Origin of the sequence: Microbacterium sp. 2MCAF23 (assembly GCF_052115565.1) — a bacterium.
GTDB lineage: Bacteria > Actinomycetota > Actinomycetes > Actinomycetales > Microbacteriaceae > Microbacterium.
In genome coordinates, this window is the sequence record NZ_JBFRGY010000012.1 from 34,779 (window position 1) to 50,326 (window position 15,548).

The 15,548-nt window shown below is 70.2% G+C and carries 13 protein-coding genes; all 13 read left to right on the forward strand.

Annotated features, from left to right (window positions below):
- The first annotated feature begins 1 nt into the window (after position 1).
- Positions 2-934 carry a sugar ABC transporter permease gene (locus tag AB4078_RS13460; RefSeq protein ID WP_441977571.1) on the forward strand — a complete coding sequence of 311 codons (933 nt, stop codon included), beginning with the start codon at positions 2-4 and terminating at the stop codon, positions 932-934.
- A gap of 97 nt (positions 935-1,031) precedes the next feature.
- Positions 1,032-2,924 carry a glycoside hydrolase family 13 protein gene (locus AB4078_RS13465; RefSeq protein WP_441977572.1) on the forward strand — a complete coding sequence of 631 codons (1,893 nt, stop codon included), beginning with the start codon at positions 1,032-1,034 and terminating at the stop codon, positions 2,922-2,924.
- 100 nt (positions 2,925-3,024) lie between these two features.
- Positions 3,025-3,168 carry a hypothetical protein gene (locus AB4078_RS13470; RefSeq protein WP_440734040.1) on the forward strand — a complete coding sequence of 48 codons (144 nt, stop codon included), beginning with the start codon at positions 3,025-3,027 and terminating at the stop codon, positions 3,166-3,168.
- A gap of 161 nt (positions 3,169-3,329) precedes the next feature.
- Positions 3,330-4,454: an ABC transporter gene (locus tag AB4078_RS13475; protein ID WP_441977573.1), complete on the forward strand. Its 1,125-nt coding sequence runs from the start codon at positions 3,330-3,332 to the stop codon at positions 4,452-4,454.
- Positions 4,455-4,550: 96 nt separating this feature from the next.
- A complete protein-coding gene (locus tag AB4078_RS13480) occupies positions 4,551-4,988 on the forward strand; it encodes a hypothetical protein (protein WP_441977574.1) in 438 nt (145 codons plus the stop codon).
- Positions 4,989-5,175: 187 nt separating this feature from the next.
- The gene (locus AB4078_RS13485; RefSeq protein WP_440734037.1) at positions 5,176-5,823 is read left to right on the forward strand and encodes a spermidine/putrescine ABC transporter substrate-binding protein; all 648 of its coding nucleotides are present in this window, start codon (positions 5,176-5,178) and stop codon (positions 5,821-5,823) included.
- A 145-nt stretch (positions 5,824-5,968) separates the two neighbouring features.
- The gene (locus tag AB4078_RS13490; protein WP_441977575.1) at positions 5,969-6,445 is read left to right on the forward strand and encodes a DUF2975 domain-containing protein; all 477 of its coding nucleotides are present in this window, start codon (positions 5,969-5,971) and stop codon (positions 6,443-6,445) included.
- On the forward strand, positions 6,445-6,660 hold the full coding sequence (locus tag AB4078_RS13495; protein WP_441977576.1) for a helix-turn-helix domain-containing protein: 216 nt from the start codon (positions 6,445-6,447) through the stop codon (positions 6,658-6,660). Before AB4078_RS13490 ends, AB4078_RS13495 begins: the two co-directional genes overlap by 1 nt.
- On the forward strand, positions 6,657-10,736 hold the full coding sequence (locus tag AB4078_RS13500) for an SCO7613 C-terminal domain-containing membrane protein (protein ID WP_441977577.1): 4,080 nt from the start codon (positions 6,657-6,659) through the stop codon (positions 10,734-10,736). The genes AB4078_RS13495 and AB4078_RS13500 overlap by 4 nt, the downstream gene beginning before the upstream one ends.
- A 281-nt stretch (positions 10,737-11,017) precedes the next feature.
- Positions 11,018-11,386 carry a 30S ribosomal protein S12 gene (rpsL, locus tag AB4078_RS13505; RefSeq protein WP_017201609.1) on the forward strand — a complete coding sequence of 123 codons (369 nt, stop codon included), beginning with the start codon at positions 11,018-11,020 and terminating at the stop codon, positions 11,384-11,386.
- Between the two features lie 5 nt (positions 11,387-11,391).
- Positions 11,392-11,862, forward strand: a complete 471-nt coding sequence (rpsG, locus tag AB4078_RS13510) for a 30S ribosomal protein S7 (RefSeq protein WP_045271034.1) — start codon at positions 11,392-11,394, stop codon at positions 11,860-11,862.
- A 121-nt stretch (positions 11,863-11,983) separates the two neighbouring features.
- Entirely contained in the window at positions 11,984-14,098 is a 2,115-nt protein-coding gene (gene fusA, locus AB4078_RS13515; RefSeq protein ID WP_440734036.1) for an elongation factor G, read from the forward strand.
- A gap of 168 nt (positions 14,099-14,266) precedes the next feature.
- Positions 14,267-15,457 carry an elongation factor Tu gene (gene tuf / locus AB4078_RS13520; protein ID WP_105686027.1) on the forward strand — a complete coding sequence of 397 codons (1,191 nt, stop codon included), beginning with the start codon at positions 14,267-14,269 and terminating at the stop codon, positions 15,455-15,457.
- Positions 15,458-15,548 lie beyond the last annotated feature (91 nt).

The following is a 15,548-nucleotide window of genomic DNA, read 5'->3' on the forward strand; positions in this document are numbered from 1 at the left end:
CATGACCGACATCGCAAAGACCTCGGCCCCTGCGTCGACCGCGACCGCCGCGCTCCTCGCCGCCCCGGCGCGCCACCCCCGCCGACCGTTCGGCCGGTGGTTCCGGGAGACCGGCTGGCGGCACATCATCGGCGTCGTGATGCTCGTGTTCGCCGGCTTCCCGCTGGTGTACGTGCTGTCCGCCTCGCTGAACCCCGGCGGGACGCTGCTGAGCACGAACGGACTGTTCTCGAAGATCAGCGTGGACAACTACGTGCAGCTGTTCCAGGATCCGTCCCGGCCCTATGGCGCCTGGTTCCTGAATACGATCTTCATCGGCGTGTTCGCCGCCGTGTGCAGCGTGTTTCTGTGCGCGCTCGCCGCATATGCCTTCTCGCGCATGCGATTCCGAGGACGCCGCACGGGGCTCATGACCCTGCTGCTCGTGCAGATGTTCCCGCAGCTGCTGGCGATCGTCGCGATCTTTCTGCTGATGTCGGCCATCGGCGACATCTTCCCGGCGCTGGGGCTCAATTCGCAGATCGGCCTGATCCTCGTGTACCTCGGTGGCGCACTGGGGGCGAACACGTTCCTGATGTACGGGTTCTTCAACACGATCCCCGCCTCGATCGACGAGGCCGCGAAGATCGACGGAGCGGGTCACGCACGGATCTTCTTCACCATCATCCTGCGCCTGGTCGCGCCGATCCTGGCGGTGGTGGGGCTCCTCGCCTTCATCGGCATCACGGGCGACTTCCTGATCGCGTCGACCGTGCTGATCTCTCCGGAGAAGCAGACGCTCGCTGTCGGGCTGTACCAGTACGTGTCCACCGACGCGAAGAACTACGCGGTCTTCGCGGCCGGGGCCGTGCTGGCGGCGATCCTGCCGATGATCCTGTTCCTGTCGCTGCAGAAGTACATCGTCGGCGGCCTCACCGCCGGTAGCGTGAAGTAACGATCCTCGAAACACAATCCAAGGGCTCTGTCACGGCATCGGTCGTGCAACCACGTCGACTCCGGCGGGCTGCCGCCGCACCACGAAAGGCCTCGACATGACCGCTCTGCTCCCGCACCACGACGGATCCCCGCTGCACGTCTCCGACGACGCCCCCGCTCTGGGCGATGTCGTCCGAGTGCGGCTGCGCGTGCCTGCCGGCTACGGCCCGATCGCGGCCGTCCGCACCCGATCCAACCCCGACCACGAGCCGGAGTGGACCGACGCCGAGCGGATCGGCAGCGCCGATGGCTGGGAGTGGTGGGAGGCGCCGGTCACCGTGCGCAATCCGCGGCACGGCTACCGGTTCCTGCTGCAGCACGAGGACGGCCGGATCGAATGGCTGAACCAGACCGGCATCCACCGTCTGGAGACGCTCGACGCCGAGGACTTCGCCCTGGTCGCCGAACCCGCGCCGCCCGCCTGGCTGCACGAGTCGGTCATGTACCAGGTGTTCCCGGACCGCTTCGCCCGTTCGGCCCAGGCCGACGAGCACCCGACGCCCGACTGGGCGATCCCGGCGGAATGGGACACCCCGGTGGATCCGGTCATGCCGGGCCGGGCGCATCAGTTCTACGGGGGAGACATTCCCGGGATCGTGGAGCATCTCGACCACCTGGTCGAGCTCGGGGTCAACCTGCTCTACCTGACGCCGGTGTTCCCGGCCGCGTCCAACCACCGCTACGACGCCTCGAGCTTCCTGCGCGTCGACCCGCTGCTGGGCGGCGACGAGGCGTACGCGCACCTCATCGAGGAGGCGCATGCCCGCGGCATCAAGGTGATCGGCGACCTCACCAGCAACCACTCCGGCGACGGCCACGAGTGGTTCCGGGCGGCGTTCGGTACCCCCGGAGCGCCCGAGGAGCGGTTCTACTACTTCACGAACGACGACAACACCGAGTACGAGTGCTGGCTGGGTGCACGCAGCCTGCCCAAGTTCGACTGGGCCAGTGAGGAGCTGCGCGAGCGGTTCATCACAGGCGAGGACTCGGCCGTCGCCCGCTGGCTCAAGCCGCCCTATGGCGCCGACGGCTGGCGCGTCGACGTCGCGAACATGACCGGGCGCCTCGGGGCGATCGACCTGAACGCGGATGTCCGGCGGCTGCTGCGTGACACCGTGCGGGGGATCAACCCGGATGCGATCCTGCTCGGCGAGTCCACCAACGACGCCACGAGCGATCTGCAGGGCGACGGCTGGGACGGCGCGATGACCTATCCGTCCTTCACCCGCCCTGTATGGGCCTGGCTCAGCGAGCCGAACGGTGCTTCGTACCTCACCGCGGAAGGGGAGGAACGCACCGAGAGCTGGTTCTTCGGCATGCAGACCGGCGGCATCCCGCGCTACACCGCGCGCGACGTGGTCGACTCGATCACCCGATTCACCGGGGGGATCCCGTGGCGGGTGCGGCTCGGCAACATGCAGCCGCTGGACACGCACGACACCGCACGGTTCGCCACCAACGCCGCCCCGGGGACGGTGCCCGTCGCTGTCGGCCTGTCGATGACGCTGCCGGGGCTGCCCGTCGTGTTCGCCGGCGACGAGTTCGGCCTCACCGGCGTGGACGGCGAGGCCAGCCGCACACCGATCCCGTGGGGGACCGAGGTGCAGCCGGATACCGCGGAGCGCATCGCGCTGTACCGCGACCTGGTCGGGCTGCGCCGCGCGCACCCCGTGCTCGGCACCGGCGGGCTGCGGTGGCTGCACGTCGACGACGACGGCCTCGTGTTCGTGCGGGAGTCGGCCGAGGAGACCGTTCTCGTGCTCGCCGCCCGGGGCGACGTCGACATCGAGCTCCCGGCCGGGGCGCTCGCGGGAGCCGCGGCGGCTGAGGCGCTGTTCGGCGACGCGACCCTCGCCGTCGCCGACGACGGCGCCGTTGCGCTCGCTGCCGAGGGGCCGGTGTTCGCCGCGTGGACGCTGCCCGGCGTGGCCGCGCCGGACGCCGGCTGAGCCCCGCACCGGGGCCTCCCTGACGTCCGCCGAGGGTGCGGGCGACGCGTCCGCCGCGCGCCGCCCGCGCCCGCGCGCTCCGCTCTCGTACCCTCGGGGTATGGCACGGATCGGGGGGCGCAACACCGGGATCGCGTGGCTCGCGGGCGTCGTCTGCGCCGGGGTCATCGCAGGGCTCGTGTACCTCGCCGCACCCATGGGGCCGGTGATGGTGACCTACTTCTCCGGCCTGCTGCATCGGTGACGCCGATCCGGATGTGACGCGGATCCGACCCGTGACGCGGGCGATGGATCCGGATACGACGCCGATCCGGATCCGGCATCCGCGGTTTCCGGCAGGTCTGCGCGGCGGTGCCCTGCCTCGGAGATAGCCTCGAATCACCGTATCCGTATGGAGGAGCTCATATGAGTGACCACGAGGTTTCGAAGCCGGCGCAGGCGCACGACGTCGACGACGCCGTGGCCGCCGCGCCCGAGGCGGACGCCCAGGGTGCCGACACCGCGGCTGTCCCCGCTGAGGGCGCCGCGGTCGAGGCCGCAGTCGTGCAGCCGGCCCCGGCCGAGGGCGCCGACGCGCATGTCCCGGCCACTGCAGCCGAGCGCACCGGCGAGGATGTCGCCGATGCCGTGCAGCCCGACCATGCCGCCGTCGCACAGAGCGCGAACGAGAGCCTCGCCGAGGCCGAGCGCGCCGCCGACGGGGCGACTGCCGCGGATGCGCGTGCCGCGGACCAGCGTGCCGCGGACGCCGATCTCGCCGCTTTCGAGGCGGCCGAGGCCGCGTACCCGGGCACGTTCGGCGGCACGTTTACGCCGCCGTCTCCCGAGGTCCCCACTGTGGCCGCTGCGGCGGCCGCCACGGAGACCTCGACGTTCGAGCACGCGACGACCCGCGTCGACGCCGTCGCCGAGGCGCCGACGCAGGTGCTCGCGCCGGCGGTCATCGCCCCGGGTGCCGGCGACGTGCCGCCACCCATCTTCGTGCAGGCTCCCGAGCCTCCGCGCGAGCGCGGCAACCGCGGTGCGATCTTCGGCATCGGCCTGCTGGCGGCCATCGCCTTCGCGATCCTCTACCTCGGCACCGCCCTGGGCATCGCCGCGTTCGACGGCAAGGTCACCACCGACAGCATCGGCACCTACCTGCTCGACCAGCTCCGCAGCCCTGGGCTGTGGATCCCGGTCGTCGTGTTCGCGATCGGATTCTGGCTGCTCGGCGGCATCATCAACCGCGGGCGCTGGGGCTACTGGGTCGTCTTCGGGATCATCGTCGGCGGCTTCGCGTACGGCGGCCACCTGCTCGGCGCGATCGGATCCGTCGAGTTCTGGAAGCTCGGTGCGACCCAGCTGGCCGAGAACGTGAACGGTCAGCTGCTCGCCCCGCTCGCGATCGCCGCGTTCATCTTCGGCCGCGAGCTCACCATCTGGTTCGGCGCCTGGGCCGCCCGCGCCGGCGCCCGCCGCACCGCGCAGAACGACGAGGCGCAGCGCGAGTACGAGCGCGTCCTCGAAGCCGGACCCCAGCTGCCGTAGCGGCGCCGGCCTGCACCGCAGGAGAGCATCACGAACGATTTCCCGCCGAACCCCCGCGAGCCACTGCCCGCGGGGGTTCGTCCTGTCCTCGCCTGGGTGATCGGGGTCGTCTCGTTCTTCGCGCTGGCCATCATGGGGCTCGGAATGCTCAGCCTGCTCACAGAACACGACCTCATCGCGTTGCCCCGGCTCGGCCAGTTGCCCGGCATCGTCGGCATGGTGCTGGCCGTGGTGGTGTTCGCGCTGTCGCTCCGGGGCGTGCTCGCGAACCCGCATCCGTCGTTCGTCGCGACGGTCTTCCTCGCGCTCGGCGCGGCGCTCGTGCACCTGGGCGGCGTGTGGGGGGCCGCGGTGGCGGAGGGCGCGGGCGCGGTCGACGCCACGGCCGCCGCCGGGCAGCTCGTGCTGGGCGGGGCGAGCGCCGTCATCGTGATCGCCGCACTGATCGCGGCGTGGGTGGCGATCGCACTGCGTCGCACGGAGGCCCGGCCTCCCCGCTGGCCGTGGGAGAAGGACGACGACGAGCAGCCCTGACGCGATCGTCCTGCCCCGCGCGGCGGCTGACGTCGCATGCCGAGATCAGGTGAGTCGCCCGAGAACAGGGCGGATCCGATCGGGATCCTCCTGTTCTCGGTCCATCGACCTGATCTCGGCCGGCACCGCGGCACTCGATCTCGCGTGCCGCGACCTCCCGGGCGTGTCCGCCCCGTACGCTGGAGGCGTGGAGCGCTCGCTGGAGACGCAGGTCGACCTGGCTGTGGAGGCCTGGCTGCGCTGGGTGCCGCGCTGGGAGCCCGCCACCCACCGCGGGCGGGTGGCGCCGTGCCGCCGCTGCCTGGGCTCTCCCGTGCTCTCCGCCGCGGGCATCGGCGGGAACGTGCCGCACGGCGTGCAGCACGGACTGTCCACCCGCATCAAGACCATCGTCGACCACGCCGTCGCCGAGTACACCGCGCGGAACCTGCCGATGCTGCAGGGCGAGCTCGACCAGCAGGCCGCCCGCAATCGCGCCCGCGCCTACCGCCCGACGGAGGACCTCGAGCCCGAGTACGAGGGCATGCCGCTGGATCCGGATCCGGTTCCCGGCGCCCCTTTCCTGTTCACGCTCGCCGGGATGGCCGACGAGGATGCGGGGGAGCTGCCTCCCCTGCCGCCGCTCAGCGACGATGCGAAGGCCGCGCTGCGCCACGAGGTCGCCCTCGCCGACGACTACGCGAACGTCGTGGGCCGCGAGATCTGCGGGCTGCTGCTCCGGCACCGCCTGCGAGTGCAGGCCGCGATCAGCGAATACGTCGAGCCGCAGATCGAGGCGATGCTCGCCGAGCTGACCGAGGCGCTGGACTCGCCCTTCGACCCCGACACGCTCTGACCGGATCCGCGCGATCGGAGCCGGATCCGCGAGAGGCGCCCGCACAGCCGAACATTGCCTGGGAAGCCGGATCCGGGCTGGCGCCGACGCACCCGCATGGCTATCGTTTTTCGATAGATACAGATCGCTTTTCGATAGGAGTGCCATGCAACCCCGGATCACCGCCGCCCTCAAGGCGCTCATCGTCGTCCTGCTCGCGCTGCTGCTGGCCACTCAGGTGGCGCTCATCCCGGGCGTCGCCGTGCTCACCGCCGAGCGCAATCCCGAGCTCGGATATCTGGTCGGCCCCGGCATCGTCGGCGGCATCGTGCTGGTGGCGCTCATCGAAATCGTGCTGGTCTGCGTCTGGCGGCTGCTGTCGCTCGTGCGCCAGGACCGGATCTTCAGTCCCGGGTCGTTCCTCTACGTCGACATCATCATGGTGACGATGGCTGCCTCCGCGGTACTGATCGCCGGAGCCATGATCGTGCTCCTGCTGGGACATGCGGTGAATCCCTCGATCCTGCTGCTCGGCGTGGTCGGCGTCGTGATCGGCATCGCGCTCGCGCTGCTGGTCGCGGTGATGCGCGGGCTCCTGCGCAAGGCGCTCGAGCTCGAGCAGGATCTGTCCGAGGTCGTCTGATGCCCATCGTGATCGATCTCGATGTGCAGCTCGCCAAGAAGAAGATGAGCGTGCAGGAGTTCGCCGACGCCATCGGCATCACGCCGGCCAACGTTGCGGTGCTCAAGAACGGCCGTGCCAAGGCGGTGCGCTTCACGACCCTCGACGCGATCTGCCGGGTGCTGGAGTGCCAAGCGGGCGACATCCTGCGCTGGATCCCGGAGGGCGAGGCATGAGCGCCTCCGCGACCTGGGTGACCACGGCGCTCGAGCGGCTGCGCGACGACTCGCACTGCCCCGTCTGCGGCGTCGCGGTCGCGGGATCCACGTGCTGGTCCTGCGGCGCGGACTTCCGCGGCGCGGCCGCGCAGGAACTCTGGTCGGCCTCCGTGCAGGCCGCCGCCGCGCTCGCCCGTCGGGAGCAGCTGCTGGCCGCGCTGCCTCGACGAGGAATCGTTGCAGGGAAGGCGACTGCGGCGGAGGAAGGTCTCCGACACTCCGGTCCACGTGGATTCGGGCCGAGCGGCTTCAGACCGAGCGGATCCGGGTCGGGCCGGACGGCGGTGGCCGGTACTCAGCCGCTCGCAGCGACATCAGGGATGCCCGTCCCCCCGCCGCCTATGCGCCTACCCGCTCCGAGCCGCCCCGGAGCAGAGCCGGAGCGCAGCACGCCGCTGCAGTCCCTGCTGTCGCTGGCCGGAGCCGGTCTGTTCGCCACGGCGGCGATCGTGTTCAGCTTCTTCACCCCGGATCTCTCCGATGCGGCGCGCACCGCGATCGTCGGCGCCACCGGCGCACTGTTCCTCGTTGGCGGCGTGGCGCTCGCCCGCCGCGGACTGCGGTTCTCCGCAGAGACCGTGGCCGGACTCGCGCTGGTGTTCGCCGGGCTCGCGGCGCACGGCATCGTCGCCGCCGCGCCGGAGTCCGACCGGTGGCTGCTCGGCGCCGGGGTGACGGCCGCGGGATCAGCGCTGCTCCTCGGGATCGCCGGCCGGGCGAGACTGCGCATCTGGCTCTGGGCGGGCGCCGTCGGGCTCGCGGTCGCGCCGGCGATGCTCGCCGGCGTCACGGGTATCGGCGATGCCGGCATGCTCGCGGTCCTCGCGGTCGCCTTCCTGGCGCTCGCCGAGGTGGCCTTGCTGCCGAGGATCGGGGCGCGGTTCATCGCCGCCGCCGAGCCGGATCCGGTACCGCTCGCCCTCGAGCGCGGTTCGCTCATCGTCGCGCAGGCGGTCGCCGTGACGATCGTGCTGCTCGTGAGCGCCGGCCGGCTGCTGACCCTCACAGCGACGATGCCAGTGCTCGCCCTCGCCGCAGTGCTCGTCTGCACGCAGGCCCTGCTCGCCACGCGCAACGGCGGTGCGGTCGCCTGGAGCATCGTCGCGGGCGTCGCCGGCTCGGGTGCACCCGTGCTCGTGGCCCTCAGCATCGCGCCTCGCATGGGGGAGACCGGGTTCCTGGTCGCGTGCGCGGCCGGCGTGGGGCTGGGTCTGGTGCTGCTCGTCGCGGTGGCGCCGTTGCCGCGTACGGCGCGCCCGGTCGCCGTCGCGGGCGGTGCGGTTGCCGTGCTCGCGGTCGCACTCGCACCGGGAGGGATCTTCACCGCGCTCGCCGGCGGCTCCGTCCTCGCCCGCGTGGCCGGGCGCACAGCGCTCGCCGACGGTCCCGCCGGCGAGCTGCCCGTCGATCTGGGGTGGGCACTGGTCGTGAACCTCGTCATCGGAGCCGCCGCACTCGGCGCCGTGGCCGTCCTGGCGCGGAGGCGGAGCGCGACCTTCCGCGCCGTGTTCGCGGTGCTGGCGATCGTGCCCGGCTCGTTCGCGGTGCTCGCGCTCGGGGCCTCTGCACTCCTGGAGGCGCCGCTGCGCGTCGGCCTGTTGCTGGTCGCCGGAGTCTCGGTGTCGCTGGTCGCGCGGGTGCCGCGACGATGGATCGGCGAGATCGCCCGGATCCTGCTTCTCATCGCCGCCTTCGCCGCGGTCGTGCTCGCGGCGTTCGTCGGGGCGGAGGATCCCGCGCTCATGCCCGCGGCCGGAGTCGTGACCCTGCTCTCCCTCTTCGCTCTCGGTGCGGCGCTGCCGGCGGGCTGGCGGTTCCTGCTCGTCGCGGCGGGCTTCGGCTATGCGCTCGGGGTGCTCTGCTCGGGGCTCACACTCACCGGCATCGGCGGGGTCGCGCTGCTCAGCCTCACCGCGACGGCGGGGCTGCTCGCGGTCGCCGCGGTCACGGCGGTGCGGGCGGTGCCGGGACGCTCGTGGCAGGCGATGCTCGTGGTGGCCGCAGCGCCATTCGCGATCGGGGTCGCCCAGGTGCTCGTCGAACGCAGCGGCTGGACAGCGCTGCCCACGGCCGCGATGGCCGTACTGGCCGCGCTGCTGCTGGGCACGCGGCGCGAGGGCGCCGTGACCGCGGTACGGCTGCTGGCTGCCGCGGTGATCGTGCCGGCTCTCGCGGTGTCGGTGCTCTGCCTGGGCGCCCAGATGCTCGCGACGAGCGCCTCTCCCGTGGTGCTGCCGGTGATCGCCGCCCTCGTGGGGGGCGTGCTGCCGTGCACCGGGGCGATCCGCCGCGTGCTCGCCGACCGCGGGGTGGGTGGCATCGTGGCGGCGCAGGTCCAGACCGCGCTCGAGGCGGGCGCCCTGCTCACCGGTGGGCTCGCCGTGGTGCTGGCGCTCGTACGCGAGGCCGCGGGGTTCGGCACGGCGTGCGCGGTGCTGGCGCTGCTCGCCGGCGGATCGGGCAGCGCCGCCGCCACGACGGGCCGGCGGCACCTGCGCGCGGTCGCCGCGATCGCGGCCACGGGTGCGCTGTGGGCGGCCTGCGCGGCCGCCGGGGTCGGGCTTGCGGAGGCGTACCTGCTGCCGCCTGCGCTCGCCGCCGTGGCGTTCGGCATCGTGCGCGCGCTGCGGGGCGGGGCCGGGGCGGCGTTCGTCGCGGCCGGATCCGCCGGTGCGGTGATTCCGGTGCTGGTGCTCATCGGGGCGGGCGCTGCCGATGCCTCGCCCTGGCGCACGGGCGTGCTGCTCGCGGTGTCCTGGGTGCTCGCTGCCGGCGGCGGCGTGCTCGCGCGGAAGCTGCGCGGCGGCGGCGTGCTCGCGCGGAAGCTGCGCGGCGGCGACGTGCTCGCGAGGAAGCGAGGCGGCGGCGTTCGTCACGACGGCGACCACGCAGGCAGAAGCATCCCAGTGGCGGGGGCGTCCGCGGCGGCGAGGAGCGTCCCCACCGCGGCGCCGGGGGGATCCGCCACGGTGCGCCGGCTGCGGCCCGCCGTGTCGTGGCTGGCGGCGGCATCGATCGCGGCGGGGCTGGCCGGTACCGTGCAGGCGATTCTGCTGGCGCGAGGGCAGGGTCTGGCCGGGCTGCTGCCCGCGCCGCTCGCCGCCGCTGCGCTGTTCCTCACGTGCGCCGGCCTCTCGGCGGCGGGCGGAGTGGGCATGGCCGCGGGCGCCGCGGCATTGCGTGCGGTCGCTCCGCTCGAGGTGGTGCGCCGGTCCCGATGGCTCTTCGTCCCCGCGCTCGTGGCGACGACGGCGGGGGTATGGCCCGCAATCCAGCGGGACTGGTTCTCGATCTGGGGCATGTGGTCGCTCATGCTCGTGCTGCTGGCGGCGATGGCGCTCACCGCGCGTCGGATCGTCCGCGGCGGGTTCGCGGTCGCGCCGGTGTGGATCCTGTTCGCGCTCGCCTTCGTGACCGCTGTCGTTGCATGGAGCCCGCGTGATCTGCGCGTGGAGTGGTTCTCGCTCCCGCTCGGGCTGTTCCTGATCGCGGCGGGAATGCAGGGCCGGTTCGACGCGCCCTGGTCGCTCCCTGGGCGCGAATTGCGGCCATCACAGGCCGAGAACCGCAATCTGCGACCAGCGAGCGCGAATGCGGCGTCGGGCGAGGCCGGCCCCGGCGCGTCCGGGGAGACGGCTCCCGCTCCGTCCACCGGCCTGCACGACTGGCCGAAGGGCGTGACCGGGTCCTGGGCGCTGCTGGCGCCCGGCATCGTCGTGACCATGCTCGCCTCGGTCGTGTCGACGTTCACGGATCCGCTCACCTGGCGCGCGATCCTGGTCATGGTGTGCGCGCTGATCGCCATCCTCGTCGGTGCCACCCGGCGGCTGGCGGCGTCGTTCCTCATCGGGCTGATCGTGCTGCCGATCGAGAACCTGTTCGTGTTCGCGGTGCAGATCGGCCGGGGGATCGAGTCGATGCCCTGGTGGATCACGCTCGCCGTGATGGGTGCGGTGCTGCTCATCATCGCGACCACGGCCGAACGGCGAGCCGAGCGCGCCCCGATGGCCGCACGCCTGCGCGACCTGCGCTGAGCTCACGATGATCCGCCCCCCGGATGCGGCGGAGCGCGGCGGCCGGACGGTCCGCACGGATGCCCCGGCGCGCCGTTCGTGCGCATTTGACCGGGCGTGTTACGGCGCATTACCATAGAGCGGGTATGCGTGTGTCTTGACGCGCGCGTACCGGGCACCGGCATTCGCCGGTTCCGCCCCCACGGCATACCCACCATTCAAACGCACGTCGTCCTCGGCGCGCGGGCGGGTCTGATGTGAACCCATCACGCTGTCACCGTGCAGCACAACAAGGAGAAGCAGTGCCAACTATTCAGCAGTTGGTTCGCAAGGGTCGTTCGCCCAAGGTCACCAAGACCAAGGCTCCCGCTCTGAAGTCGAACCCGCAGCAGGCCGGCGTGTGCACCCGCGTGTACACCACCACCCCGAAGAAGCCGAACTCGGCGATGCGCAAGGTCGCTCGTGTGAAGCTCCGCAACGGTACCGAGGTCACGGCCTACATCCCCGGTGAGGGCCACAACCTGCAGGAGCACTCGCTGGTGCTCGTGCGCGGTGGTCGTGTCAAGGACCTCCCCGGTGTCCGCTACAAGATCGTCCGTGGCGCCCTGGACACCCAGGCCGTCAAGAACCGTAAGCAGGCTCGTTCCCGCTACGGCGCGAAGAAGGGTTGAGTTAGATGCCTCGTAAGGGCCCCGCCCCCAAGCGCCCCGTTGTCAACGACCCGGTCTACGGTGCTCCGATCGTCACCTCGCTGGTGAACAAGATCCTGGTCGACGGCAAGAAGTCCCTCGCCGAGTCGATCGTCTACGGCGCCCTCTCGGGTGTCGAGGCGAAGAACGGTCAGGACGCTGTCGCCACCCTGAAGAAGGCGCTCGACAACGTGCGCCCGACCCTCGAGGTCCGCAGCCGCCGCGTCGGTGGCTCGACCTACCAGGTCCCGGTCGAGGTGAAGCCGCACCGCGCGAACACCCTCGCCCTCCGCTGGCTCGTCAGCTACGCCAAGAGCCGCCGTGAGAAGACCATGACCGAGCGTCTCCAGAACGAGATCCTGGACGCCTCGAACGGCCTGGGTGCCGCGGTCAAGCGCCGCGAGGACACTCACAAGATGGCCGAGTCGAACCGCGCGTTCGCGCACTACCGCTGGTAATCACCAGTCGGGCCGGGATCGGATCCGGCTGCCTCGCTTGTCGAGACATCGGATCCGGTCCCGGCACCCCACACTTTTCCTTCGTCGCGTGACGACAGCAAGAAGATAAGGACACACCCCCGTGGCACAAGAAGTGCTCACCGACCTGAGCAAGGTCCGCAACATCGGCATCATGGCGCACATCGATGCCGGTAAGACCACGACGACCGAGCGCATCCTGTTCTACACGGGTGTGAACCACAAGATCGGCGAGACCCACGACGGCGCCTCGACGACCGACTGGATGGAGCAGGAGAAGGAGCGCGGCATCACGATCACGTCTGCCGCCGTGACCTGCTACTGGAACAAGAACCAGATCAACATCATCGACACCCCCGGTCACGTGGACTTCACGGTCGAGGTGGAGCGCTCGCTCCGCGTCCTCGACGGTGCGGTCGCCGTGTTCGACGGCAAGGAGGGCGTCGAGCCCCAGTCCGAGACCGTGTGGCGTCAGGCTGACAAGTACAACGTCCCCCGCATCTGCTTCGTCAACAAGATGGACAAGCTGGGCGCGGACTTCTACTACACCGTCGACACCATCGTGAACCGCCTCGGCGCCAAGCCGCTCGTCATGCAGCTGCCGATCGGCTCCGAGAGCAGCTTCGTCGGCGTCGTCGACCTCATCGAGATGCGCGCGCTCGTCTGGGCCGGTGACTCCAAGGGTGACGTGACCATGGGTGCGTCCTACGAGGTGCAGGAGATCCCCGCCGACCTCAAGGACAAGGCCGAGGAGTACCGCCAGGTGCTGCTCGAGACCGTCGCCGAGAGCGACGACGTCCTGCTCGAGAAGTTCTTCGGCGGCGAGGAGCTCACCGTCGCCGAGATCAAGGGCGCGATCCGCAAGATGACGGTCGCCTCCGAGATCTACCCGGTCCTGTGCGGCTCGGCGTTCAAGAACCGCGGCGTCCAGCCGATGCTCGACGCCGTCATCGACTACCTCCCGAACCCGCTCGACGTGGGCTCGATCGAGGCGCACGACCCCAAGGACTACGACACGATCATCGAGCGTCACCCCGACGCGAAGGACCCGTTCGCGGCCCTTGCGTTCAAGGTCGCCGTGCACCCGTTCTTCGGTCGCCTCACCTACGTGCGCGTCTACTCGGGCGAGCTCGAGTCCGGTGCCCAGGTCATCAACTCGACCAAGGGCAAGAAGGAGCGCATCGGGAAGATCTTCCAGATGCACGCCAACAAGGAGATCCCGGTTCCCGCGGTCACTGCCGGCAACATCTACGCCGTCATCGGTCTGAAGGACACCACCACCGGTGACACCCTGACCGACCCGGCGTCGCCCGTCGTCCTCGAGTCGATGACGTTCCCGGAGCCGGTCATCGAGGTCGCGATCGAGCCGAAGACCAAGGCCGACCAGGAGAAGCTGGGTGTCGCCATCCAGAAGCTCGCCGAAGAGGACCCGACCTTCCGCACGGAGCTCAACCCCGAGACCGGTCAGACGACCATCAAGGGCATGGGCGAGCTGCACCTGGACATCCTCGTGGACCGCATGAAGCGCGAGTTCAACGTCGAGGCCAACGTCGGCAAGCCGCAGGTGGCGTACCGCGAGACGATCAAGAAGGCCGTCGAGAAGTACGACTACACGCACAAGAAGCAGACGGGTGGATCGGGTCAGTTCGCGAAGATCCAGTTCACGATCGAGCCGCTCGACCTCGACTCGGAGAAGTCGTACGAGTTCGTCAACAGCGTGACCGGTGGGCGCATCCCGCGCGAGTACATCGAGCCGACCAACCAGGGCTTCCAGGACGCGATGGCGGCCGGCGCGCTGGCGGGCTTCCCGATGGTGGGCGTCAAGGCGACCCTGCTCGACGGCGCCTCGCACGACGTCGACTCCTCGGAGATGGCGTTCAAGATCGCGGGCTCGATGGGCTTCAAGGAGGCCATCAAGCGCGCGAACCCGGTGCTGCTCGAGCCGCTCATGGCCGTCGAGGTGCGTACGCCCGAGGAGTACATGGGCGACGTCATCGGCGACCTGAACTCGCGTCGTGGTCAGATCCAGTCGATGGAGGACGCCCAGGGCGTCAAGGTCGTGCGCGCGTCGGTCCCGCTGTCCGAGATGTTCGGCTACATCGGCGACCTGCGCTCGAAGACGTCCGGCCGTGCCGTCTACTCGATGGAGTTCGACAGCTACGCTGAGGTCCCGCGCGCCGTCGCCGACGAGATCGTCCAGAAGACCAAGGGCGAGTAAGCCCTAGGAGCCTGTGAGGCTCGGTCCCGGAGCCTGTCGAAGGGCCGGGCCTCACAGGCACTCAGACAACTTCACATCGTCTCTCTACTAAACTGAGAATCAAACCCGTAGGAAAGCGGTCACAATCCAGTGCCCGGTGCCCCTACATGACGTCCTGAGGAGGACCCAGTGGCTAAGGCCAAGTTCGAGCGGACCAAGCCGCACGTGAACATCGGAACGATCGGTCACGTCGACCACGGCAAGACCACGCTCACCGCTGCGATCTCGAAGGTGCTCGCCGACAAGTTCCCGTCGGCCACCAACGTTCAGCGCGACTTCGCGTCGATCGACTCCGCGCCCGAGGAGCGTCAGCGCGGTATCACGATCAACATCTCGCACGTCGAGTACGAGACCCCGAAGCGTCACTACGCTCACGTCGACGCCCCCGGTCACGCCGACTACATCAAGAACATGATCACCGGTGCGGCTCAGATGGACGGCGCGATCCTCGTGGTCGCCGCCACCGACGGCCCGATGGCGCAGACCCGTGAGCACGTGCTGCTCGCCAAGCAGGTCGGCGTGCCGTACCTGCTCGTCGCGCTGAACAAGGCCGACATGGTCGACGACGAGGAGATCCTGGAGCTCGTCGAGCTCGAGGTCTCCGAGCTGCTCGCCAGCCAGGGCTTCGCCGAGGACGCGCCCGTCGTGCGCGTCTCGGGCCTGAAGGCGCTCGAGGGTGACGAGAAGTGGACCCAGTCCATCCTCGACCTCATGGAGGCCGTCGACAACTCGATCCCCGACCCGGTGCGCGACAAGGACAAGCCGTTCCTGATGCCGATCGAGGACGTGTTCACAATCACCGGTCGTGGAACGGTCGTCACGGGCCGCGCCGAGCGTGGCACCCTCGCGATCAACTCCGAGGTCGAGATCGTCGGCATCCGCCCGACGCAGAAGACCACGGTCACGGGTATCGAGATGTTCCACAAGCAGCTCGACGAGGCGTGGGCCGGCGAGAACTGTGGTCTTCTTCTTCGTGGCACCAAGCGCGAGGACGTCGAGCGCGGCCAGGTCGTGGTGAAGCCGGGTTCCATCACCCCGCACACCAACTTCGAGGGCACCGCGTACATCCTGTCCAAGGACGAGGGTGGCCGCCACAACCCCTTCTACACGAACTACCGCCCGCAGTTCTACTTCCGTACCACCGACGTCACCGGCGTCATCTCGCTGCCCGAGGGCACCGAGATGGTCATGCCTGGTGACACCACCGACATGTCGGTCGAGCTGATCCAGCCGATCGCCATGGAGGAGGGCCTCGGCTTCGCGATTCGTGAGGGTGGCCGTACCGTCGGCGCCGGCACGGTCACGAAGATCGTCAAGTAAGCATCTGCTTCCGCGCAAAGGGGTCGAGCCTTCGGGCTCGGCCCCTTTGTCGTTCCCGCGGTGCTCCGGCTTCGGGCCGGGTCTTGTCGAA